At 52.8% G+C, this 24,162-nt stretch carries 17 protein-coding genes; 9 read left to right on the forward strand and 8 right to left on the reverse strand.

The window, feature by feature from the left end:
* Positions 1–9: 9 nt before the first annotated feature.
* The 3 genes from A6X21_RS20180 to A6X21_RS20200 form a co-directional block, all read right to left on the reverse strand.
* Entirely contained in the window at positions 10–804 is a 795-nt protein-coding gene (locus A6X21_RS20180) for a S1 family peptidase (protein ID WP_083233800.1), read from the reverse strand.
* A gap of 388 nt (positions 805–1,192) precedes the next feature.
* Entirely contained in the window at positions 1,193–1,666 is a 474-nt protein-coding gene (locus tag A6X21_RS20190; protein ID WP_068851818.1) for a NanQ anomerase/TabA/YiaL family protein, read from the reverse strand.
* Positions 1,667–2,063: 397 nt separating this feature from the next.
* On the reverse strand, positions 2,064–2,525 hold the full coding sequence (locus A6X21_RS20200; RefSeq protein ID WP_068852328.1) for a MarR family winged helix-turn-helix transcriptional regulator: 462 nt from the start codon (positions 2,523–2,525) through the stop codon (positions 2,064–2,066).
* A 617-nt stretch (positions 2,526–3,142) separates the two neighbouring features.
* On the opposite strand from A6X21_RS20200, the gene zwf reads away from it, so the two are divergent.
* On the forward strand, positions 3,143–4,711 hold the full coding sequence (zwf, locus tag A6X21_RS20210; RefSeq protein ID WP_068851829.1) for a glucose-6-phosphate dehydrogenase: 1,569 nt from the start codon (positions 3,143–3,145) through the stop codon (positions 4,709–4,711).
* Between the two features lie 78 nt (positions 4,712–4,789).
* Positions 4,790–5,131 carry a hypothetical protein gene (locus tag A6X21_RS20215; RefSeq protein ID WP_068851832.1) on the forward strand — a complete coding sequence of 114 codons (342 nt, stop codon included), beginning with the start codon at positions 4,790–4,792 and terminating at the stop codon, positions 5,129–5,131.
* A gap of 168 nt (positions 5,132–5,299) precedes the next feature.
* On the opposite strand, the gene A6X21_RS20220 is transcribed toward A6X21_RS20215, so the two are convergent.
* A complete protein-coding gene (locus A6X21_RS20220) occupies positions 5,300–5,917 on the reverse strand; it encodes an HNH endonuclease (protein WP_013109468.1) in 618 nt (205 codons plus the stop codon).
* Between the two features lie 497 nt (positions 5,918–6,414).
* Between A6X21_RS20220 and A6X21_RS20225 the strand changes: the two genes are divergently transcribed.
* From A6X21_RS20225 to A6X21_RS20245, 4 genes are all read left to right on the forward strand, one after another.
* Positions 6,415–7,356 carry an L-lactate dehydrogenase gene (locus A6X21_RS20225; protein ID WP_068851835.1) on the forward strand — a complete coding sequence of 314 codons (942 nt, stop codon included), beginning with the start codon at positions 6,415–6,417 and terminating at the stop codon, positions 7,354–7,356.
* Positions 7,357–7,620: 264 nt separating this feature from the next.
* On the forward strand, positions 7,621–9,201 hold the full coding sequence (locus A6X21_RS20235) for an OprO/OprP family phosphate-selective porin (protein WP_068851841.1): 1,581 nt from the start codon (positions 7,621–7,623) through the stop codon (positions 9,199–9,201).
* 283 nt (positions 9,202–9,484) lie between these two features.
* On the forward strand, positions 9,485–12,415 hold the full coding sequence (locus A6X21_RS20240) for a hypothetical protein (RefSeq protein ID WP_068851844.1): 2,931 nt from the start codon (positions 9,485–9,487) through the stop codon (positions 12,413–12,415).
* A gap of 179 nt (positions 12,416–12,594) precedes the next feature.
* Positions 12,595–14,205, forward strand: coding sequence for a hypothetical protein (locus tag A6X21_RS20245; RefSeq protein WP_068851847.1), 1,611 nt, complete (start codon positions 12,595–12,597; stop codon positions 14,203–14,205).
* A gap of 482 nt (positions 14,206–14,687) precedes the next feature.
* On the opposite strand, the gene A6X21_RS20250 is transcribed toward A6X21_RS20245, so the two are convergent.
* Complete coding sequence (locus tag A6X21_RS20250; RefSeq protein WP_068851849.1) at positions 14,688–15,995, reverse strand: Gfo/Idh/MocA family oxidoreductase; 1,308 nt, start codon at positions 15,993–15,995, stop codon at positions 14,688–14,690.
* Positions 15,996–16,284: 289 nt separating this feature from the next.
* Between A6X21_RS20250 and A6X21_RS20255 the strand changes: the two genes are divergently transcribed.
* From A6X21_RS20255 to A6X21_RS20270, 3 genes are all read left to right on the forward strand, one after another.
* Positions 16,285–17,214: a sugar phosphate isomerase/epimerase family protein gene (locus tag A6X21_RS20255; protein ID WP_068851852.1), complete on the forward strand. Its 930-nt coding sequence runs from the start codon at positions 16,285–16,287 to the stop codon at positions 17,212–17,214.
* A gap of 233 nt (positions 17,215–17,447) precedes the next feature.
* Positions 17,448–18,143 carry an OmpH/Skp family outer membrane protein gene (locus A6X21_RS20260; protein WP_165603883.1) on the forward strand — a complete coding sequence of 232 codons (696 nt, stop codon included), beginning with the start codon at positions 17,448–17,450 and terminating at the stop codon, positions 18,141–18,143.
* 734 nt (positions 18,144–18,877) lie between these two features.
* Positions 18,878–20,731: a DUF11 domain-containing protein gene (locus A6X21_RS20270; protein ID WP_083233771.1), complete on the forward strand. Its 1,854-nt coding sequence runs from the start codon at positions 18,878–18,880 to the stop codon at positions 20,729–20,731.
* A gap of 211 nt (positions 20,732–20,942) precedes the next feature.
* On the opposite strand, the gene A6X21_RS20275 is transcribed toward A6X21_RS20270, so the two are convergent.
* The 3 genes from A6X21_RS20275 to A6X21_RS20285 form a co-directional block, all read right to left on the reverse strand.
* The gene (locus A6X21_RS20275) at positions 20,943–22,382 is read right to left on the reverse strand and encodes a TadE/TadG family type IV pilus assembly protein (protein WP_068851864.1); all 1,440 of its coding nucleotides are present in this window, start codon (positions 22,380–22,382) and stop codon (positions 20,943–20,945) included.
* 188 nt (positions 22,383–22,570) lie between these two features.
* A complete protein-coding gene (locus A6X21_RS20280) occupies positions 22,571–23,056 on the reverse strand; it encodes a TadE/TadG family type IV pilus assembly protein (RefSeq protein WP_165603884.1) in 486 nt (161 codons plus the stop codon).
* 437 nt (positions 23,057–23,493) lie between these two features.
* Positions 23,494–24,090, reverse strand: a complete 597-nt coding sequence (locus A6X21_RS20285) for an HNH endonuclease (RefSeq protein ID WP_083233773.1) — start codon at positions 24,088–24,090, stop codon at positions 23,494–23,496.
* Between the last annotated feature and the right edge of the window lie 72 nt (positions 24,091–24,162).

Below are 24,162 nucleotides of genomic sequence, written 5' to 3' on the forward strand. Positions count from 1 at the left end.
GCTTCGCGATTAATTGAAGCAGACCGCATCGCTGCTCTCTGCGGAAGATGGACTCCCTGGCAGTCGTCCTTCAATGATTTGTGGGATCAAACTGGCAAACCACGTGACGTTTAACCCAAGTCGATCATCGTACATCGGGTCTCGATTGGAAACATCTAACGTGGCGGCATGAATTCCTAACAGGCACCAGCGATCTTCAAATTGACCAGCGACCTGTGTGGGTCTGCGTAATTTGGTGACCACAGGTGATCCACTGGTCCCGCGATGTGTCCGTGCATCGGTAACGAAATAAGGGTTGCCCTTGAAAGGTCTCGAAAAGTCGCTGGCGACCACGGCCTGCCGGACAAGTGGCAGGTTATGCAGCGTATCGTGGAATCCAAGGGGAAAACCGGTGATGAGCACTTGCTGGCCAGGTGGCAACGTTTCCTCAGGGCCCAGAATATCGGAGGCTCCAAAGCTGGAAATCACGTAATTCTGCTTGAGCAGTTTACCAGGCAGCGGAACAGCCACGACATCGATATCGTTTTCTGGGCGGGGATAAGTCTTCCACAAAGGCATGCCCTGCTTGTAGAGCTGGATTTCGAGAGGCCCGCTCTTTGTGAGATCGTCCTGCACCGTGTGCAACTGAAGTTTGAGACTGTCGGGATGATGCCCCGCCATTTGATCGAAGCAGACATGCCGATTTGTGATGAGATAAAGCTCAGATTGCCATTCGAAAAAGAAACCGCTGGCATTTGTCAATAATTGGCCGTTTCCATAGGTTTCAACTTTGGCAACTCGCAAGAACAGTTCAGGAACCAGCATCCAGTCTCCTTGGTAACTCATCGCCATGAGTTCGAGTGATTGTGGCAATGACTGATATACAGGCAGATTCTCAAAATATGCCCACCATGCAGGTTTGATGCAGTCGGCCATCATCAACCAGTAGCATCGCAGATCCCGAGTCTTTTCGCACCTCTGAGGTCTTAGATGGTGCCACCACAGAAATGCCTGCCGACGAATCGACGCTCAAACAGGCTGGTGACTCCACGTCTCATTTTCTGGCGTGAACAGGCTGCGTGCCCCTGGAGGAAAATCTACTGCCAAAAAGATGATCGGTTCGGGAAATGGAACAACTTCTCACCAGCGCCCCGTGGCCCAGTGCCCCAGTGACTCAGTGGCCCAGTGGATAGCCATGGATGCAAGCAGAGCTTCAATCCTGTTCGACGCCCCAGTCGCCGCGCACCTTCATGACAATCTTGCGAACGGGACTGGGCTGATTGACTGCCAGTCCGGGGGCATGGATATCCTGCGGAAAGAAGACCAGAAACATCCCGGCTGTTGCGACAAATCGCTGTGTTCCCGGATGGTAAAAGACGACATCTCTCTCATCCGAGTAGGGTGTGCGAATGGCAAGATTGTCGGAACTCCGCGCGAGCCCAAACGCTTCTTCTCCACGGACGATGTACTGGACATCGACATATTTTCGATGAGATTCCCAGACAGCATCCGTCGGCTGTTTCGTCTGATACTCCTCGACAATAGCGATGAGCGCATCGGAATCGAGGTGATGTTTTCCCGTGGGTAATTCATGGGCGGCTGGCGAAGCAAGGAATTGCAGCGCTCTGGTAATAGCCGGGTGACAATGGGTGTAAAAATGTTGGTTCGCGAGTTCGTCGATGATCACAGTTTGCCCTGGTCCCTATTTGACACGGATCCCTGCTTGGGGCCATGAAGCCTGAAGCGACAATCCCTGCGCGAATTTGTCGTTTCACGCCAGATCAGAGCCCTGAGATCAGAACTCTGGGTTATTCATTTGGCAGGTCACTGCCACGCAGCGATCTGACAAACTCTTGAACTGTGCTTCTGAGAGCAGTCTGCAGTCGATAGGTTTCGCTGTTCCGGGAAATGCCACGGTTTCTGGCGACATCGATCAGCAAAGCACTCAGGAGCAATGCGGCGGCCAAAAGAAAAGTCGTCAGTATTGCTCGAACCATGGCAATTCAGGAATTTCTACTCAGATCATGGCTTCAAGTTCATCGAATTCGACAGGACGAACCGACGCGCAGCGCTCCTGATCTTGTCTAAGAGACAGGTTGAACAACCTCAGGAATTTGTGCCACCACGTTATCGTGCAGTTTTCTCAGCCCGGCAATCAGTGACTGAATTTCTTCGGCTGTGAAATTCTCGACAGCCATCGCGCGGACATCGAGGACACAATCGACAATCTTTTCCCAGATCGGCTCGGCAGCCGGGAGCAGTCGAATGATCTTCTTGCGGCGATCGCCATAGGCTTCAGTCCGCTCGATGAGTTTCGCCTGCTCCATGCGATCCAGAATTCGCACCAGTGTGGGCGGTTCAATCATCATCCGCTCGGCCAGTTCGGTCTGGCACAGTTCCTTGTCTTTCGCCAGCCAGCCAATCACATGGGACTGACGATAGGTGATGCCGTACTTTTCGAGTTCGGCATTCAGTGCTCTCTGATAACTTTGTGTGGCTGTCCCTAACCAATACCCCACACTGCTTTCGAAATCATACTGTCTCAAGATGGGCCCAATTTGAAAGGAGGAGACGAAAAGATGTGGTGTCGGAAAAACAGACAAACTGTCGATCATTGAGCAAGCGAACGATCTTTGCTGAATGGTCGTCAAATCGCCAGTTAATGATTGGACTTCGCCTGCGAACGATTCGCAAGAGCATTTAAATGTTGATAAAACTGACAAGGTTGTTATGTCAAAGATTTTGACCCTATTCAGAATATCCAACTTCTGGGCCGAAACAATCGCCGATTCACAGAAGCTACACGGAATCGAGTTGGTAGAAATGCGATGATCTCTGCTGTTTTTACGGCTATTCGTTGCGTTTGTACTTTATGACGGAACAAGTGTTCAGTTGGTCTTGGCGAGCCAATCACTCGCCAGGAAAGATTTCATCGAAACGCTCGGGTCGACCTGCTCTTTGCCGCCGTAATCGGTTTCTATTGAAATGATTTGTCGTGCTATGGTTTTGCATTCATGATGTGGAGTGGTGATGTGAAACCGGCCATGGGGAGTTGCTCAAATTGTGTCCCCATGGCAGGATGCTCCTAGAGCCGGACGCTCTCTGATTGAAACAGTGCCTCGTATCAACCTTTCTGGCGATAAGCCGTCCTGAAGGAACAGAAATGACTGGTCAGTCGACGACGACACCTCAAGCAACCGTGGTGATTTTTGGTGCCTCCGGCGACCTGACAGCACGCAAGCTTCTGCCCGCGCTGTACGACCTCTGGAATGATGGTTATCTCAGTGATACGTCACCAATCGTGGGGGTGGCCCGTCGCGAAAAATCGCATGAAGAATTTCGCAAAGAGATCTTCGAGGCCATTCAGTCCTCGGTGCGTGATGGAAAGATTCCTGCGGAAAAGTGGGCCAGTTTCTCAGCACGGCTTTATTACCGACAGACCGATATTTCGGATGCCAACGAGTATGCGGGTCTGGATGAGGATCTGAAAGCGCTTGAGGCCCAGGCCGGTCACGGTGCCAACAGAGTGATTTATATGGCGACATCGCCAGATCTGTTTTTACCGGCCGTCGAGCATCTGTCACTCGCGGGAATGATCCCGGATCGTGACGACGAACACTGGTTGCGAGTCGTCTTTGAAAAGCCATTCGGGCACGATCTCGAATCGGCCCAGCAGCTCAGCGCCAATCTGAAGCGTTTGCTGCGTGAAGATCAGATTTATCGCATTGACCATTACCTGGGCAAAGAAACTGTCCAGAACATCTTGCTGTTCCGATTTGGAAACTCGATTTTTGAACCACTTCTCAATCGCAGCCATGTGGAACATGTGCAGATTACAGTGGCCGAATCTCAAGGGATGGAACGAGGTCGCGGCGGTTACTACGACAAATCGGGTGCCCTGCGCGATGTCCTGCAGAACCATGTGCTCCAGTTACTTTGCCTGATCGGTATGGAGCCACCCGCTCGCTTTCTGGCTTCCGACCTGCATGACGAAAAGCTGAAAGTCCTCAAATGCTTAAGGCCTGGTAACAAAGGTGATATTTCGTCCTGGGTTGTTCCTGGCCAATACTCCACAGGGATGGTCGATGGTCAGACCGCCATCAGTTATCTCTCAGAGGATCGCATCGCGCCCGATTCCCGCACCGAAACCTACGTGGCCATGAAAGTGGAAATCGACAACTGGCGCTGGGCCGGCGTCCCGTTCTATTTGCGAACGGGCAAAAGGCTTCCCAAGCGAGTTTCCGAGATTGCCATTCAATTTAAACTTCCACCGCTCAATCTCTTCAGCACAGTGGAATGTGAAGGAGATATCTGTGACCTCGTGGGGGCTCGTCCGAACACATTGATCTTCCGCATTCAGCCCAGTGAATCCATTTCGCTGAGATTCTCGACCAAGCAACCCGGCATGCAGTACCAGATTCATCCCGTGAAGATGGATTTCAAATACGAAGAAGCCTTCACTCAGGCTTTGCCAGAGGCCTACGAGCGGCTCTTGCTGGAAGTTCTCCGCGGAGATTCCACACTCTTCATGCGCAGTGATGAGCTGGAAGCCGCCTGGCAATTTGTGGATCCGGTTCTGAATTTCTGGGAAAAGAAAACCGTGGTTCCGGAACCTTATCGAGCAGGCTCGTGGGGGCCGCGTGAAGCCGATGAACTCCTTTGGGAGTCTGGCCATCGCTGGCGAACACCGGGAGAATCAGGTCCTTCGGGTGAACTGAAACCAGCGACGTAATCCGAGCTCGATCAGGCGAGGTCACACCTCCGGGTTTGAATTCATCCCTTTGCAAATTCTCATGTCCCAGGAAATCGAATGGCACCGTCCGCCCCAGTGAATCGCACACTGCTGGGGTGGCTTGCCATAGGCATTCTCGGGACGGCGATCTTTCTGATTCTAACAGATCGCGAACAGGCGGATGGCCTGGGGGGAATTTTGATCCGCATCGGGATCGTGGTGGGTGCCTTCTGGCTCCTGGGCCCGAAACAATGGAATCTCAGCCTGCGGTCGAAATTCTCGTGGTGGCTGATCGGCGGCATGACGTTGGCCATCGTCGTCATGTCCCGCGTTCGCATTCCACTGGTGTACTTTGTGTTAGCGGCCGCCCTGTTCGTGGGCCTCCTGTGGTTTGCTCGACCCAAAAAGAAAGCACCGTAAGCACGTTCGACGAATTAGCAGATCGGCTAAGTTGAGACCCCGGCACAACGATAAGTCGGCACTGCACGACTCATTAACCGACCGTGTCATGAACCGACCGTGTCATGAACTGAGCATGTCATGAACTGACTGTGTCATGAATTAACCATGAGTCACCCGGCTCAGAAATCACTCTCCATGGATGAACGCCTTCCATGAACGATACTTGGACGAATCCAGGTGTTGCTGCATCGTGGGACTGCGAGAGGGCTTGGAGGGCGTGGACATCAGCTTCATGCCCGCTTCGTGAGGAGTTCGGCCACCTTTGCGAACATTGCAATCGAGGCACGAGCAGACGATGTTTTCCCACGAGGTCGGCCCGCCTCGACTTTTGGGCATGACATGATCGAGACTGAGTTTGTGCAAACTGAACTTTTTGCCACAATACTGGCAGCGATTCTCGTCTCTTAAGAAGATATTCCGGCGGTTAAATTTGACGGCATTGCGGGGCATGCGATCGTAAGACAACAGACGAATGATTTTGGGAACTTGAATCGCAAAGCTGACCGATTGGACCCAGTCCGCATCCTCTTCGTAATCTCCCAGAGAGGCTTTGATCTGGCTGATTTCCAGCCACTGTCCAAAATCAAGCGATTGATAAGAACCTTCTTCTACGGAAATAACCTCAGCCAGTTCTTTCGCCAGCAGGCAAAAGGCTCGCTTGGCGGAAATCACCTGCACAGCAGCGTAATGGCGATTCAATGCCAGGACGCTCGCATGCAGACCTGTCGTTCGACCCGCAATCATCGCGACTTGATTCCTTTCCTGCTCCGGGCTGGATCATCCATCACGTTGGTGCTATGGCAAAAACACAAACTGTGAATCAAGACCCGTCACATACTAACCACAAGCAATCAGTACAGATTTCAGAGCGTCGTCATCCACAATCGGTTTGCGAATTGTAACCGTCAAAAAATCCTGCGGCAATTCCCTGGTTTTTGATCAGAACGATTCTGCTCCCTGCGGTCACATGAATTTCACTTCATTTTGTTGTTTTCTTTGAGCCGCAGGGAACTGGTCAGTCTGGCTGACCTGAACCTGCGAAAACGACACACTTCCCAAAAGCCAACAGGTTCGAGTGAAATCTTCTTTGTTTGTAGATCCAAGCCATAGTCTAATGCCATTTGTCAGGTTCGCAGTTCTCCTGGGAAAAGACTCACCTCAAGACGAAGTCTGTTTTCCCCGGAGATTTGCGGGTGCGTCCATCGGCAGGATGGCGTTTCAGATAAAGATAGGAACATCCCATGAAGGTCGGAATTGTCGGTTGTGGTATGGTCGGTTCCTCGGCCGCATTTGCCATGATCATGAGTGGTATTGGCAGGGAGATTGTCCTCGTCGATCGCAATACGGCACGAGCCGAAGCGGAAGCCGACGATCTTTTTCATGCGGTCCCATTTGCGCATAACCTGCGCGTGAAGGCGGGCGGGTACTCAGATCTGGCCAATGCGAGTGTCGTGGTACTCACGGCAGGAGTTAATCAGAAACCCGGGGAAACTCGCCTCGAACTCCTGGGCCGCAATAAGGCGGTCTTCGAAGAAATCGTTCCTCAGGTTCTCAAGTATGCGCCGGGTGCCATGATTGTGGTGGCGTCAAATCCTGTGGATGTCATGACACACCTCACAGCCAATATCGCCATGCGTTACGGCATGTCTTCAAGTCGAGTCATTGGCTCGGGAACCATGCTGGATACCGCCCGGTTCCGCACACTGGTGGGAGAAGCCCTGCAGGTCGACTCTCACCATGTCCATGCCTACGTGATTGGTGAGCATGGCGATTCCGAAGTTTTGACATGGTCGCTCGCTACAGTCGCCGGGCTGCACCTCGATGAATACTGCCATTCTCTGGGAATCTGTCTGCATGAGCATCAGAAGCAGATCATCGACGATAGGGTGCGTGGTGCTGCTTATCGTATCATTCAGGGAAAAGGCTCGACGTACTACGGGATCGGTTCAGCTCTGGCTCGACTGGTGAAAACCATTCTGAATGACCATCGAGCCGTGTTGACCGTTTGTGCCCGCGAGAAGCTGGTCGAAGGTGTCGAGGACGTCACACTTTCGATGCCCCGGATTGTGGGTGGCTCTGGTGTCCAATCGACAATTCCCTTGCACCTGGCTCCCGAAGAGCATCAGGGATTGCGGAAAAGCGCTCTCGTCCTGAAAGAGGCCATCAGTTCAATTGAAAAGTAATCCGGGGGCTCGCCACTTGATTTGGATTTCGTGAGAAGGGGAACCGGGCTCGGACAGGCAGAATCTGCCGACACCTCAAAAGATGGAGAATGTCGGAGACCTGCGAGCAGTACTTGTTCAGAAAATCGAATGTCAGTGGATTAACTTTCGTAGCTTCGCCAGTCGATATAATCGTTAATCTCGCCCTCCATTCCTCTGAATTGTTCGTGCCAATCGCCGCCAGTTCAGCCTGCCTGCCCTTCTTCACTGATTGAACTCCTCCCAATGTTTGCTCAGCAAATATTTTTGCCAGAGGTTCAGCGAAGGCGTGAGAGCCATCGTCTGGGTTGGAGTTCAACGGCCCGATCTCAACGCACCTTGACTTCCACAAAAGTGGTTCTGGTTGCCGGACTGATCATGGCCTGGAGTCTGTGTCTGGGCGTAAGCTCGGCTTTCGCCCAGCATTCTCAGGCACCGGTTCACTTTGAACCGGAGTTGCTGACGCAGAGCGATCAGGATTTTCTGAAGCTTCCTGACGAACTGCTTCCTGCTCCTGCCGTCGAAGAATCGGATTCGACAAATGATCAATTGATGGAAGATCTTCGTCTCCTGAGACAACGTCTGGATCTCATTGAGAACGAGCTGGCGGCAGAAAGAGCTCAGCAGAAGAAGTCTGAGTTCGCAGCCAAGGCCGCCAAACAGAAACTTCCCTCCATCGATTGGACTGGCCAGCTTCAAGTCGACACAGTCTTCTCCGATCAGTCGGAAGAAAATCGTCTGGCCGTCGGCAACGCACCCAATGGTACCGATTTTCGTAGAGCCCGGCTGGGGGCTGTCGGGCGATATCAGGAGTATTACGAGTATCGCATCGAAATGGATTTTGCGCTCCCCGGCAGACCCTCATTTCTGGATGTATGGGTCGGGCATCATAATGTGAAATACTTCGGAACGATCCGTGTCGGGCATTTCTTTGAACCCTTCAGTCTCGAAAGGCTTTCGGCCAATCGGTTCAGCACATTTATGGAACGGGGGCTGGCCGATGCGATTGCTCCTGCCCGTAACACCGGAATTGGCGTTCATAATGCGACAGAATCTCAACGTCTGATGTGGCAGTATGGCTTTTTTAAGTCAGGCAGCGACAACTACGGCGACGACACAGGCGACTCTCCCGACTGGGCTTTTACCCACCGCGTGGTCTGGGCACCTGGACTGGATAAAGCCAACACACGTTACCTGAATCACTTTGGTTTTGCTCACAGCATCCGGCGGCCAGATGATCGTCTTTACAGCATTGCTTCGACGCCAGAAATCCGCATGTCCGAATCAGGTGGTGCGAGCATTCCGAACTTTGTGAACACGGGGAACATTCCTGCCAGTACGGTCGACTTGATCAATTTTGAAATGGCCTTTGTGCGTGGGCCGCTTTCATTTCAGACCGAATACAACTATGTGCAGGTCGATCAGCTCAACGGGCCACGCGTGAATTTCCACGGAGCTTATGCGTTTGTGAGCTGGTTCGTCACTGGCGAGCATCGCCCCTACGCCGTCGCCCAGAACAAAAACTCGAGACCAATCGGCATGTTTGGTCGCCCCATTCCTTTCACGAATGTCTTGCCGGCACCGGGATCGACAGAGACACCTTCGGGGCCGGGTGCCTGGGAATTGGCTGCTCGCTGGTCCTGGCTCGATCTGAATGACCAGAATATTCAGGGAGGCAATCTCCATGACCTCACGTTTGGGGTGAACTGGTATCTGAACCCATACACGAAGGTGCAGTTCAATTACATTCACCCAATCCTTTACAAACAGAATTTCGGTACCAGTACTGCCAATTTTGTCGGCATGCGTGTGAACTGGGATTTTTAAACCGGGATTCAGATTCACGCCGAACAAGCACGCAACTTCTCGGTAGACCCGGGTTGCTGATGTTCCAGCCTGTTCTAACGCCGAACTCGTGCGCATTGGTCTTGGTGAACACGGGGTTCAGGATCACGGGAATTCAGGAACACGGACAGCCCCGAAATTCTTCGAAATCGACAGATTGCAATTATCCCGCAATCTCCTTTGTCTCACGTGCTCAATCACAGAGGGTCTCGTCGGCTCTGGCCGCAATTTCTGCCGATGAATCTGTATGTCCAGGTTTCCAAGAATGCAGATTCATCGTTTCCAGGGGAGTCTGGCGGGCGATTCTTTCGCCGTCAGGGCCAATATGCTGAGGTTCCGCCTGAGTACCAGCTTGCGAAGGTCTTTTTTTAAGGCATGGCCCGTCATCTCTCGATGCTGGTATGTCTGGGTCTATTTCATTGTTCTGCACACTCAGACGCTTGCCGATGATTCTCGACCAGCGGCACCGCCCGTCAACCAGGCAGCAGGCAAACCATCCGCCAGTGATATTCATCAGGACAACGCCCATAGTGAACCTCTTCCCTCAGGAAGTCTTCCCGCCAACCAGCAAGTGATCGCTCCTCAGAAAGTTGCTGAGACCTTCCGCAAGGAACTTTCGGCGCCAAAGATCGCTCGGCATTTCTCCGGAGCCACCGTTGTTCAGGAATTTCGGTTTGATGATCAGGAAGATCTTGATCAGGATGACCTGCCAGACGGTTGGCTTCGACGCAAAGGGGCACCTTTTCCACGCTATGTCGAATCGATGATTGATCGAAGTCCCCCGGGGCTGGATCATCATGCACTGCGATTTCGAGTCAACGGTGGACCGGCGGTCTTTTACAGTCCGCTGGTGCGAGTCGATCCCAATTACAATCTGGCGGTGACCGGGAGTATTCAGACCTCAGGGCTGAATCATTCTGCGGGTCTCATTTCGATCTCAGTTCTCGATGCCAGACGAGAGCGATTGGCACGCTGGTTATCACAGCCCGTCTCCGGGAGTCAGGCCTGGGGAGCGGCTGTGATTGGCCCCGTTTCTCTCCCCCCTCAGGCGGCATTTGTGGTTGTCGGTTGTCACGTGGTGGATGGATTTCAAACCGATGTCCGCGGAGATGTCTGGTTTGCAGATCTGCAAATCGTGCGACTTCCCAATATCGACTGGGGCAGTTCGCCTCTCAATTGCTTTCAGGATAAAGACCTCAACTTCAATCTGGATATGGCATTCACCGGGCTGGAACCAGCACTCGAGTATCAACTCGATCTGACGGCTCGCGATGTCGATGGCAACTTGATTGCCCGAGATCAACGCATTTTGAAGCCTGAACTGCCAAAACCGGTCGATCAAAGCGCAAACGCGCAGCCCACCCAGGTGGCGGAACCCAGGCGAGTAACGTGGAACCTCGATCAACTGGAATTTGGTCACTATCAGATGGAAGCCCGGCTGACACATGATGGTGTGCTCGTCTTGCAGAAAATTCGGCCCTTCGTGCGCTTCGAAACTCTGGAAACCCCTCTGACCACAGGCGAGTTCGGCTGGTCTGTCCCAACCGTCATGCCACAGAAAGTTTTGAATGTTCTCTCGGCCATGGTCGAGCAGACAGCAACCTCCTGGGTGAAGTACCCTGTCTGGGAATCAGCCGACGATCCAGCTCTGATGAGCGAAACGACAGACTTTTTTGAAGATCTCGCCGAAAAGGGTGTCACAATTGTGGGTGTCTTTGGTGCACCGCCAAAACCATTACAGGCCATGACCAGCCAGGAATGGCAGGGCTCTGCCGAAATCTTTTCATTGCCGCGAGAAATCTGGGCAGATTCGATGCAACCTGCCCTGGCCAGATATGGTTCGCATGTCAGACGCTGGCAACTGGGAAGTGATCGCGATCACAGTTTTGTCGATGGCCTGAATACGGTCCTTGGCTTTCGTGTGGCTCGCAGTGAAATTCAGTCGATCAGTCGTGGCTCAATGGTGGGAACTGCCTGGACACCTCAAAGCAAAGAACTTCCTCGCGGGATCGACTTTGTCATCAGTCCGGCAAGTCTCGAATTGCCCAGGCGGAATTCTGCTGAGACTGCGGAACAGTGGGTGGTTCTGCAAGCCACCGATTTGAAGGGGACGACTTCCCCTCAGATTGCGGGTGAACTAGCCAAACGAATAATCGAACAGCGAAAAACTGGTATCGAAACCATTCTGCATGGAGATCCATTTCATCCACAGTCGGGAGTGTTCAGTCCCGATGGTTCGCCAGGAAACATGTTTCTCCCCTGGAGAACGCTGGCCATCTCGTTGTCGGGAAAAGAGTTTGTGGGGGCCTTCACATTGCCTCAACGCAGTGAAAATGCCGTTTTTATCAATGAGCATGAAGCCTGCGTGGTTCTCTGGAACCAACGGGAGACCATCGAGAAAGCGCATTTGGGAAATGAGGCCGTACTCGTCGATCTCTGGGGACGACAGCGAAAACTATTGATTGATCAAGTCACTGGACAGCAGCTTCTCCCGGTAGGCCCGGTTCCGATCATTATTCGCAAATGTTCGCCGGCGCTGGCTCAATGGCGCGTCGCCACTCATTTTGAACGGGGCCGCTGCCGCAGTGAATACGGGATGCACGAGGATGCACTGGTTGGCACGAATACCTTTCCACAAGGGGCCTCGGCGACTGTTGAGCTTTTGCTCCCCAAAGAATGGAATGCCGAGCCACGCAGCAGCAATCTTCAACTGAGAGCTCGCGAGCCCTGGCGGATTCCTTTCCGCTTTCTATTGCCCGCCACCGCCAGTCTGGGGGATCACGAGGCCGAGATCGTCTTCAAAATCGATGCAGATCAGCACTACGAATTCCGCATGCCGCTGGTTTATCGAGTGGGGCTGGATGACATTACCATCGAAGTGATCGATCGACTTCTTCCCGATGGACGACTCGAAATCGAGCAGCGGGTGACGAATCGGACAGTTCCCGAAGAGATTGTCGATTTCCGTTGCAGCCTGTTTATCCCCAATGAACGCAGGCAACGCGTGAATATCCCTCGACTGGGCCAGGGCCTCGACAAGAAGATTTTCTATCTTCCCGATGGCGCACGTTTTGATGGTCAGACGCTCTGGTTGCGGCTAGAACAGGAAAATGGCCGACGAATTCTGAACTACCGCTGGGTCGTAAAAACCGGCCAGGATTCACCAGCCTCCAGAAGCGAATTCAGTTCCAGGTAACGACCGATTCTGGCTCAAAATATCTCCAAAACCTGAGATTCTGGTTCGAGGCATCGAAATCGGGAACGATTCTCCCGAGTTCTGCATCAGATTCGCTGAAGAATCCCCTCTCGTTTCGGTGCGAATTTCTGGCTATACTTCGGTAAGAAGTTTTTGTTCAGCCTGGCGGGAATATGTCCATGAATGATGTGACCACTCACCTGCTCGAAAAAGTTCGCCGGCGGATGGCGCTGGGCCAATGGGCTGAGCTTGCCATGCTCAATCTGCTGGTGCTCACAGCGTCAATGACTGTACTCACGATCGTGAACCGGCTGACGGCATTTGCGCCGGAACAGATGATTATGTACGTCTGGCTGGCGATTGTGCCGGCAGCAGCACTTCTGGCCGCCATATTTTTGAAGCGACCCACACTTTCGGAAGCGGCCCATCAGATCGATAGTGCACTGGGCGAAAAAGATCTGTTCTTGACTGTCTCTCGCCTGTCGTCATCCGTGGGAGAGTATCAGCCGGTCGTGCTGGCTGTGGCCCATGCCAAAGCTCAGTCCGTGGTGCCAGCGAAGGTGTCACCCTGGAATCCTTCACGAAGAATTCGACCATTGCTTGGCTTGGTTTTGCTGGCGGGCGGAATCCAATTCTTTCTTCCCCAGTGGGATCTCTTTGGCAATCGCGCACAGGCTGCCGTCATCGAGCAGCGTTCGGCTCAACTGAACCTCACTCGCAAGATGACAGAAGTCCGTAAGACAGAGCTCAAGCGGGCTCAGGAATCTCGCGAGATGACCAGGGACGAACAACTGGAAGAAAATCTGAAGCTGGCTTTCCAGAAGATGGAACCATCCCGCAAAGAAGAAAATCGCAAGGAATTGTTGAAACAGCAGAAGGAAATCAGCCAGCAGTGGAAGCTTAAAGCCGCCTCCAAAAGTTCACCTTCGGCCAGTCGATCATCACCCTCTGAAGAAGGTCAGAAATTTGGAGATGAAGAGACCGAAACCTTAAGGAAAAAAGCCAAAGAGGCATTGCGCTCGGGCAATATGCAACCTCTCAAAGAGACGATGGAGCAAATTAAGGACGAACTCGAAAAGCTGGCTAAGACGGAAGACCCAGTCGAGCGGGCCGAGAAACTGGAGCAGTTGAAAAAGCGGCTGGAAAACCTCGAAAAGCTCGCTCGGGAAGAGTTCGGTTCTGAAGAAATGGCCAAAGCCCTCGAACGAGCCCGGCAGCAGGCGCAAATGGCACAGAAAGATGGAGGAAATGCCAGTGAAGCCATGCAGGCTGCGATGGAATCGATGGAACTCTCTGAGATGGAACTCTCCGAAGCCATGGAGAATCTGAAGGACATGCAGAATCTGGAGAAAGCCCTCAAGGCCATTCAGGCTGCAAAAAAGCTCAACGAGCTTGACCCTCTCGATGGGGAAAAGTGCAAGCAGTGCCAGTCACTTTCAGATTACGAGAAGCTCTACAAGGAAATGCTGGCCAAATGCAATGGTTCGGGTATGGGTAACGAAGGGAAGGGCAAAGGTGGAAAAGCTCAGGAGGATGATTCGGTGGAAACATCCTTCGTTGATGAAAAGTCACAATCTCAGGTCACTGCCGGTAAGATGCTCCTCTCGATTAAGACTCAAGGGATGGGCGAAAAAGGGCAGGCGAGCGAAGATTATCGAAAAGCCGCCACGGCCGTGAAGCAGGGTGTCGCCGAAGCGATTCAGCAGGAGCAGATTCCCCCAGGCTATCATGAATCGATCAAGTCCTACTTCGATCAGGTCGCTCCAGAAAAATCAGGATCCGACAAGTAACATCACTAACCCGATTTGATCTTCTCTGAAGTCAGTCGGTCCCCACCGCTATTGTGCCATCCTTGCAGCCCTGGGCAATCTATGACACAACGGCCACCTGAGGGTGGCCCGGCCAACTTGTGGCCGGGTTGTCGTGCAAAGCCACGACAACAAGAAGCCGCGCCATGCGTACGCCCTGCCACCACTCTTGACTTGATCTTGGATGGCACTCTTTTGGGTGGCACGCCACTGAGGCTTTGCGAAAGGGCGTGGTCTTTATGCCTTTCTCCTTTATGTTTTCATAATATCGGTTGGTAGGGATCGGATCTCTTCCTCGTCTCGCCTGGCCGTCGACTTTACCAGCGAATATGCATCTGAAAACGTGCTTGAATGACTCTCTTTGAATTTGCTGACTCTAGCCTGAAACCCGATGGGAAAAAAACGGGGCTCAATCATGGATTGAGCCCCGAAAGCATTCATCGAGTCCAAGATCTGACGTGTGACTAGATGAACTGTGTCAAGCCGGGCATCGCCACTGGCTCCACCGGAAGTGGACCCCACTCGTAAGCCTTGGGTCCCAGAACTTCCTGGCTGTTCATGGCTTGTTCCCAGGTGATCTTCTGACCGGTATAGGCCGACATGCGGCACATGAGGGCCAGCATGGTGCTGTAGCACATGTATTCGCCATTGTTAATCGGCTGTCCTTTGCGAATCGAAGCGAAGAGCTCATCATGTTCGGTTTGATACATGTTGTTCCTCGGGCCTTCGTACTTCCAGATCACCTTGCCTTCGTTATCGACAATCCGGTGCTTGAAGATATCTGCACGGCCCTTGGTTCCCAGAACGTGATCGCTGACATCGACCTGGGTGCCGTCCTGCTGCCGGCTGCGGAAGAACATCTTCACCCCATTCGCATACTCGTAAGTAGCGGCGAAGTGATCGTAGATGTTCCCAAAATCGGGGCTGACTCGTACCTGACGACCGCCCGTGGCACTGCAAACCACTGGTGGAACATCTTTCATCGCCCACGCCATCTTGTCGAGACTGTGGATGGCCTGCTCGTTGCCATGATCACCCGAAAGCCACGTGAAGTAGAGCCAGTTGCGAACCTGCCACTCCATATCACTCCACTCGGGCTTGCGTGGCTTACGCCACAAACCGCGTGTGTCGTAACTGCACTGCATGGCAACAATATCACCAATCGTTCCCTGATGGATCTGCTCAAAAGTAGCTCGCATGCCGTAGTCATAGCGCCAGCAAAGGCCCGAGACAACAGCCAGATTTCTTTCGGCCGCCTTCTTGGAAGTTTCCAGAACCGAGCGAACTCCGGGGGCATCAACCGCAATTGGTTTTTCGACAAACATGTGCACACCCGCATCTACAGCCAGCTTCATATGCTCTGGCCGGAAGTGTGGTGGCGAACAGAGGAGAATGACATCGACACCTGCAGCCAGCATGTTCTTGCAGCCATCGAAGCCGGTGAACTTGTGGGCATCATCGACAGTAATGCGACCTGCAAAGCTGTCGTTGGACTGCAGATTCTTCAGTGAGTTTTCAATGTTATCGCCAAAGGCATCTGCCATGGCGACCAGCTTGGTGTTCTTGTCAGCCGAAAGGGCCTGTGCTGCAGCACCGGTTCCACGGCCACCACAGCCCACCAGTCCAATGCGCAGCGTATCGTCAGCCGCAGCGTACGCCCGTGTGGCAATTTGTGAAGCCAGTGCCACGGCAGTGGCTCCGACAGCAGAGGTTTTCAAAAAGTCTCGACGATTGGCTGGAGCTGATGGGGTTGTGGCGGGGATGTCTGTCATCAATACCTCGGCAGGATTTGAAAAGGCGTGTGTGGAAGTTACCAAGCGGATTGACTTTTCCGCCCGCAACACTGTACCAGATAGAGACTGTGAATCGCGAGAAATCTTTACGAAAATCTTGGCGTATTTGTGGGAACAGTTTTTCCGCCCGGTATTGCCCCAGACTGCATGTTGCACAGACTGCCTGCAGTTCTGCCATGACCTTTCGGCAGAACGTTGCCACCCCACAGACCTGCCTTGATGGACGTATCAAACTCTGTGTCCAGCCCACCACGAGGAAAAACAGCCCATGGATCGACGAGACTTTCTGATGACTGCCGCCACTGCCTACGGTGCCACATCCCTGCTTGCAAGCCATGGATTTGCCATGACCCAGGAACCCTCCGCCTCACCGAGCACCCCTCAACCCAAAGGTCCACTCAGGAAAGCTGTCAAGTACAGCATGGTGGGTGTGAAGGGGACAATCGCCGAGAAGTTCGCAGCCGTGAAGGCCGCTGGCTTCGAGGGAATCGACATGGATGCCCGGGTTAAAGACAGGAATGAAGTGGTCGAGGCAGCCAAATCGACTGGCTTGCTTGTTCACGGAGTCGTCGATTACGACCATTGGTCGTTGCCGCTCTCGAGTCCGGAGGAAGCGGTACGTGCCAAAGGGTTGGCAACCCTCGAAGAATCTTTGCGGGATGCGAAGTTCTATGGAGGTGATACAGTCCTCCTCGTTCCAGCAGTCGTCAACAAAAAAATCTCGTACGAAGACGCCTACAAACGCTCTCAGGTAGAAATTCGCAAGGCGTTGCCTCTGGCCAAAGAGCTGGGGATTAAGATCCTGTTTGAAAACGTATGGAATAACTTCCTTCTCAGCCCGGTGGAATGCGCACGTTACATCGACGAATTCGAATCGCCTCTCGTCGGCAGTTATTTCGATGTCGGGAATATTGTCCATTACGGCTGGCCAGAACATTGGATTCGGACATTAGGCCCCCGGATTGGCAAAATCGATATCAAGGAATTCAGCCGGTCGAAAGCCAATACGCAGGGGAAGGGGGCTGGTTTTGGTGTCGAGATTGGGGAAGGTGATTGCGACTGGCCGGAAGTTCTTACCGCATTGAAGGAAGTCGGCTTTTCGGGCTGGGCAACTGCCGAAGTGGGCGGCGGTGGTGCAGAACGCCTGACAGAGATCTCGGGGCGCATGGATAAGATCTTCGCGACCTGGCAAAGCTGACCTCGTTGCCCGTGAACAGATAAAATCTGAATTCTGGGCAAGCTGAATGCGACATCTTCCAAATGGATGGCAGAAACATGCGGCCACTCTTGCCCATCGGCAAGTTTGGCCGTTTTTTGTTTGAGCGTATGGTCGCTTGCTGGATTTCCCTCTGGACACGCTTTTCGAAAGGAGCGAAACCCACGCCCATTGCCCGATTGGGCCCCATAGTTATGTTTCGGGAAGCCAAGACCATGTCAAAGATTATGTGCAGTTTGAAAACATCGAAGCGCTGGAAGTTTTTCGCTCCACTCCTCGGATTCAGCCTTCTCGCTCCGTTATCGACCGGTTGCAATCAGCAGCCAGCAGGTGGTGCTGTGGCAGTGGTGGATCTGGATCAAGTGGCAGAACTGACAGGCGTCACGGCAGAAATCAAAACGAAACTCGCTGCCAAAGAACAGACCCTCAATGGTGAACTGCTGACTGCTCAAGCAAAATTGCGGCAGGAACTGGCGAACCGGAAAACAGCAGCCGGTGAATTGCCATCTCGTGAAGAAGCCCAGAAACTGCAGCAGTTCGAGGCGAGCGCCAATCGTGCTCTGGCGAGTGCTCGTAACACTGCCAAAACACTGCTCGACCAGGAGCGACTGAAACTGGTGGCCCAGTTCCGAGAGCAGATCAAGCCGGTCATGGCTGAAATCGCCAAAGAGAAAGGCTACTCCGTCATCATTCCAAAAAATGACGGTTTGCTATTGGCGATCTCACCCGGTGTCGAAATCACCGAAGCCGTTTCCGCCAAAATTGGCCGGGGAACCATTCATCTCGGTACAACGGATGTCGCAGCCAAGACAGAGGCCGCAGCCAGGTCGATGGCTCCCGCTTTGCCTGCCGAACATGAAGCTGCCACCCCAGCCAATACGACACCAGCACCTGAGCTTCCCAACGAATGAGTCCCTTTCGCTTCAGCGATCATCAGCCAGAGGTTCACCGGAGATCGGGGACCTCTGGCTCTTTTTTTGCCACAGATCCAAACGCTTGAATACTGATTCGAGGTTTCAACAACGCTGACTGTGCCATGCTTGCGGCTCTGATCTGTCCATGATTCACAATTGCCAGGCAAGGGTGGCCCGGCCAACTCGTGGCCGGGTTGTCGTGCAGTTCCACGACAACAAGAAGCCGCGCCATGCGTTTGCTCCTCTGGAACCCTCGCCCGCGTCTGCGTGGGAGAGGGCAGGGTGAGGGTCTTCTCCCTGTCTCATCGTGCCGACAAGTGGCACGACCCTCTGGCCCCAAAATTCAAAACACTTCGAAAGGGCGTGGTCTTTCCGTTATCCAACGTCACATTGAATGCATCCACGATAGTGCTTCCTGAGTTGGGAACGTTTTCACTGTTAACTATCTACGTCCAAGAGCCTGCGGGCCAGGTAGGACGTTTGCCCTTACCCATCAAGTCCCTCTCCAATGACCATAATTTCGCTTTCCCGAATCCCACCATCTCCTTCAATTCTTCACAAACATCTGGAACCTTGAGAAAAATCGTTACAGTCACTCTATTCGAATCAATCCGCAGTTCTTTTTACGCCGATACGAGATGATGTATGGATCCGGAGATAAGCCCCTCCGGAATGACGAGGCAAATTACGGCGAAAATCGCCGTTGACCGGCTCATGGAAGGAGCGTTTCGATGCCTAGAAGAGTGTGGGTTCTCGCTATGTCTGCAGCGGCTGCACTCGCTCCCAGCCTGTGCCCGGCTGCTGAAACTTCAACAACCAAGCCAGCCGGACGGATTGCTGCGACACCATCGGCCGACGTGCCGACGAAGTACTCGCGAACTCAGCCTGCACAGGCCGGAGCTGGTACCAGCGGCACCAGTTCCACGAAATACAGTGAGCTGTTTGGCGAAGCTCCCAAGGCGACGCCTGTTAAAGATAGTAAAGTCACTGGCGCTTCAGCCAAAACCGCAGCACCTGATAAAACTGGTGCGATGCGTGCCGGTGGAGAGCGAACCGCGGCCTGGAGCAGTGAAACCGATAATGATGCTCCATTAGGGACCGCAGCTTTCAAGAAAGCTGAAGGGAACAACAGCTTCATTCAGCCTGTGCGTCATACAGAAGAGCGAGCTGCCAGCACTGCTCCTAAATCGACCAGTACTTCTCGCGTTGATCTTGCTCCACAGATTCCTTCACTGAACGTGGAGTGGGTTCGCAGATCAGATATCAACGTTGGTCAAGAATGCACGGTGGATCTGATTGTTCGCAACACCGGGACAACGACAGCATCAAAAGTTTCTGTCGATGGCTTCTTCCCGACAACCGTTCGCTTGACCAGTGCTCTGCCAAAGCCGGCCACCATCACCGATCATCTCACATGGAACATCGATGCGATTCCTGCTGGCGGTGAGTACAAAGTCACCATCAAGATGATTCCCAGCCGTCGTGGCGAGCTTGCAACGAACGCCACTGTCCGCCTGACAGGTTCGGCTTCCGCCGCCTTCCGCGTGGAAGAGCCTTTGCTCAAGGTCGCACTCAAGGGGCCATCAGACATCATGGTCGGTGATCCTGCATCACAGACAGTGGTAATTTCTAACCCTGGCAGCGGGATTGCTCACGATGTCAAGCTCGACGTCACGTTGAGCGAAGGGCTCGAATGCAGCAAGGGTAGTCAGTTTGTCATGGATGTGGGTTCGATCAATGCGGGTGAATCTCAAACGATTCGACTCCCTGTTGCCGCAGTAAAAGGTGGCCGTCAAACGGTGACGGTCGTTGCTACCAGCACCTCGGATGCAGGTCATACCGCATCCTCTGTCATCAATGTTCTCGCACCTGCACTTCAGCTCGCCATCGAAGGGCCTGGCTTGCGATACAAAGGTCGTAATGCCAAGTACGTCGTGACCGTCAAGAACGACGGAAGTGTCCCGACCACCAATGTTCGCGTCACGCAGAATGTGGCGGAAGGCTTTGAATTTGTGTCGGCAGATAAGGGTGGAAAGTACGATTCCAGCCGCAATCAGGTTTCCTGGATCGTGAGTCGGATCGAACCGAACCAGTCCGTCAATCTGGTCTGCGAACTGACAGCCAATGCTCTGGGTTCGTTTGCCATGACTGCTCAGGCTGCCAACGACACCGCCTCTATGGTGGAAGCCTCAACAACAACGAACGTCGAAGGTTCTTCGGCACTCTCGATGAAGGTGATCGATCTGGATGATCCTGTCGAAGTGGGTGGCGAAACCGCCTACGAAATTCGAGTTTCCAACGAAGGAACCAAGGCGGCCACAGGTGTCACTGTGACGTGTGACCTGCCCGCCGGTCTGGAATTGATCAACGCCCGGGGTGCGACAGAAGGCATCAGCGATGGTCGCATCGTCGGCTTCAAACCACTGGCCAGCCTCGCTCCAGGAACCGAAGCGATCTTCCGAGTCCATGTTCGCAGCACACAGGAAGGAAATCTCCGCTTCCGAGCCCGTGTTACCAGCAACTCGATCGAAGAACCACTGCTGATCGAAGAACAAACCAAGTTCTACTCAGACGTTCGTCGCTAACGAGTGTTGGTTCATCGAAAGGCGATACATGCCCGTTGATGGTACCAATTGAAATAGGCCAGCCAATCAAGTCGGCCTGAAAAATGTGAACTGGCGGTTAGAGAAGATTCTCTAACCGCCAGTTCTTTTATGCGCGGGCAGCATCATTAGAATGGTATCAATGCGGTTCAAAGCCAGTTGGATGTCCGCATTCAATCAAATCGCTTTGGAATCACTCGATCAGGTAAGGGCCTGCATAAACACCACTTGAAAAATCCGTATTCGACCCATCACCTTTTCCCAGTCGAAAGCTGTGGTACGGGGCGGGCTGCAGTTTGACATAGTTCAATGTGGAATCGAAATTGACTTCGGTAACGACGGCTCCCACCCATCCGACAATCACAAAAGCGGTCGGCTGTTGAAGGAGATCTTTAGCGGTCGTAATGACACCGGGAATCGTTGCATACAGAAACAGGATCTTGGGCTTGCCAATCGACTGAGTCAGTTCCTCTTTCAGTTCTTTGGGCAGATAGTATTGCCCTGGAACACTGAACGGAGTTTTGATGGTTTCACCGGTTGTTCCATTAAAAGCATTCACACCAGCCACGTCATGAATATCGAGCCCGGTCACAAGTTGTCGTTCCAGTCGTGCAAGATTCATCACCAGTTTTGAAGAGCTCGCCTGCTTGCCGAGATCAATGACCACCATGTTCCCTGGAACATATTTGATCCCTGTTAAACCCGTCACCAGGGGAATCTTGGTCAGAGTGCGTTCGAGTTGATGAGGGAGGAACAAACCTTCCCAGACTCCATCAGAGCCCGAAGTCACAGTCTCTTTCGATGAATTCCAGCTTTGTCGATCCATGATCAATAAGGGATTCCCTGCGAGATCAAACGGGACACCCACAGGATCGAGGATTCTTTTCCCGAGCGTCATCGCTAATGCGTCGAGTAGTGAGATATTCTCCACAAAGTCAGCGATGTCATAAGGCACGATCTGATTTGTGAGATGGTTGCCAAGTCGCATGGTCGTCCAGACAGTGGCATCGACAGCGATGGGTAGTATTTCCGCCCCTTCACCGATTTCAGTCGCTGGAAAAAAGGCGGCTGTCGCATCTCTGCGGAGGCTCGTGCTTTCTAGACCCATCAAATGGGAAAAGCTCAGGCTGAGTCGGCTATTGACGGATTCATCACGTCGGATCGAAACGCGTACCGCATTGGCGAAAGATTGTTGAGACGAAACAGGCGCCGTCACATATTGACTAGATCGACGATCGTAATGAGCGTTCAGAAACTCAAGATCCTGATTCGCTAGTCGAAGTTTTTCACCTTGTGCAGCACCAGGATGCAGGACGGTAATCCTATGAGCCGTGCTGGTGGCTTTATTAAAGTCGGTCGCTAGTTTTGTTGGTTGCATCGAGTGCACCAGGCTGTGCGCTGCCGAAATTGCACTCGCATCGGCTGCCTGCTGGAGCTGGGCATTGGTCATACAAATCAAGCCCACATCCACCACCAGTGCCATCAGCAGCATGATCGGCAGCATGCAGATAGCCGCATGGACAGCAATCGCACCCCGATGATGACAAGAACAGGTCTGTGAATATTCGAATCGCTGTTCACTGTCAGATCGATGGATGAATCGATCATGCCGCGGAGTCGTTGAAGGCCTCATGTTGAAAGTTCTTTCCGAATTCCGCGAAGACATGTAAGACTTCAGGATTAGATCGTAGTGATCGACATCTCAAACTGATGGGAATCCACTGGCATGGCCACGATGGCAATCGAGATGGGCGATACTTGAGTGTCGAGCGATCTATGAAACAAAGTGTCAAACTCGGGAAAGTGAATGAGAACCGACACTTATTCATGCGTCATCGAGCATTGACTACGCAGCGTAATGGATGAGAGAAAATCACCGGGTGTCAACTGGATATGCGAGACTGGGATCGCCACTTTGAGTGTCACAATATCTCCCGGACGGGCTTTCTCGACGAGATTCTGAGCCTCCGGTCGATCGACTTCGATGACGATTTCGAAAGTACTGACGCTGGGCCCGATCGTTTGCAGGATCTGCTGGCGAGTCGTCTCAATGATTGAACTTGAGGTGGAACCGTCAATCACTGCTCGACGACAGTTCTCACGGGTCGCCGTTGTCAGCAGTTCAGAGACAGAGAGCGCTCGGCTGAATTCAATGCATCCAAGAATGAGCATGACAAAGACAGGCAGGACGAGTGCTGTTTCGACAGCCACCGCTCCTCGACGATTTCGCTGGTATCGCCAGAACTCGGAAACGAGTGGTTCCGGAGGGATCGAAGATGTTGGTGCGTAGCAAGGGATTCGAAGCATGATGTTCTCGCCGGTGGACAAAATCACCGGTTGAAACATACATTCCCTTTTGACAAATGATTGCCAGCCAGGCTTATGATTGCACGAATGATAACAATGCAGTGATTTGACGCAGAACCAGTAGATCTACTGTATTGGCCATCATGTCGTCGATCCGTGATTGCCTGTTTTCATATACGAAATTTACGAAACTGAAGCGGGACAGCACTTTGTCAACTTCATATTTGAGATCATGAGGGAAACACTGCAACTGGTATGTACTTCAAAATGGTGAGGCTTCTGATTGATCGATTACAGCCTGTAGTCACCCGTCTGAAGTTTGATGTTGTATGCTTTTGACAGGTCAACGGCGGGGCAGTCCACAAAAATTGGGCTGAATGAAAACAAACCAGCTGACAGATCGGGTTCTCGATCGTCAGCTGGTTTATTGGAATCCATTACGAACCATCCAGTTCGACTGTCCAGTAGGCTTCGCTCAGGAATTTTCTCCAGCTCTGAATCTTCAGATTGTGCCGGGAATAGAGTGGCTGCCATGTGGGGCGAACTGGCATTTTCCGCAGGGGCATATGGGCTTCCTGAGGTGTACGGTTCGCTTTCTTGTGATTACAGGCAATGCACGCCAGAACACAATTCTCCCAGGTACTTGTTCCTCCACGCGAGCGCGGCTGAACATGGTCGATCGTCAGTTCTTCTGAACCCGGTTTTGCATCACAATACTGACAGGTATACTGATCCCGCTTGTAGAGATTCAGCCGACTGAATGTCACCACCTGGCGAGGGACTCGATCATAGCCGACTAAGGTGATCACCTCAGGAACGCGCAGGCGGAATGTGACAGATTGTACGAAGGGCTCGTCCTGCTGAGGGATCAGTCTCGACCAGTCATTCCAGGTATAGAGTTGATAATCCGCAGGGTCAACAATGCGCGCTCTACCACTGGCAACGAGAGATAGTGAACGTGCGACCGAAGCGACACCGACCGGCTGCCAGTTTCGATTGAGCACCAGGGTGGGTCTTGTCAACATGGCAACCACAATGTCTGTTCCTTTCCTTCAAGAAGTCGTCGAGTAGAAAGTTCTCAAATACGATTGATAGTAGATCGTGCG

This window comes from Planctopirus hydrillae, assembly GCF_001707835.1.
Classification (GTDB): Bacteria; Planctomycetota; Planctomycetia; order Planctomycetales; family Planctomycetaceae; genus Planctopirus; species Planctopirus hydrillae.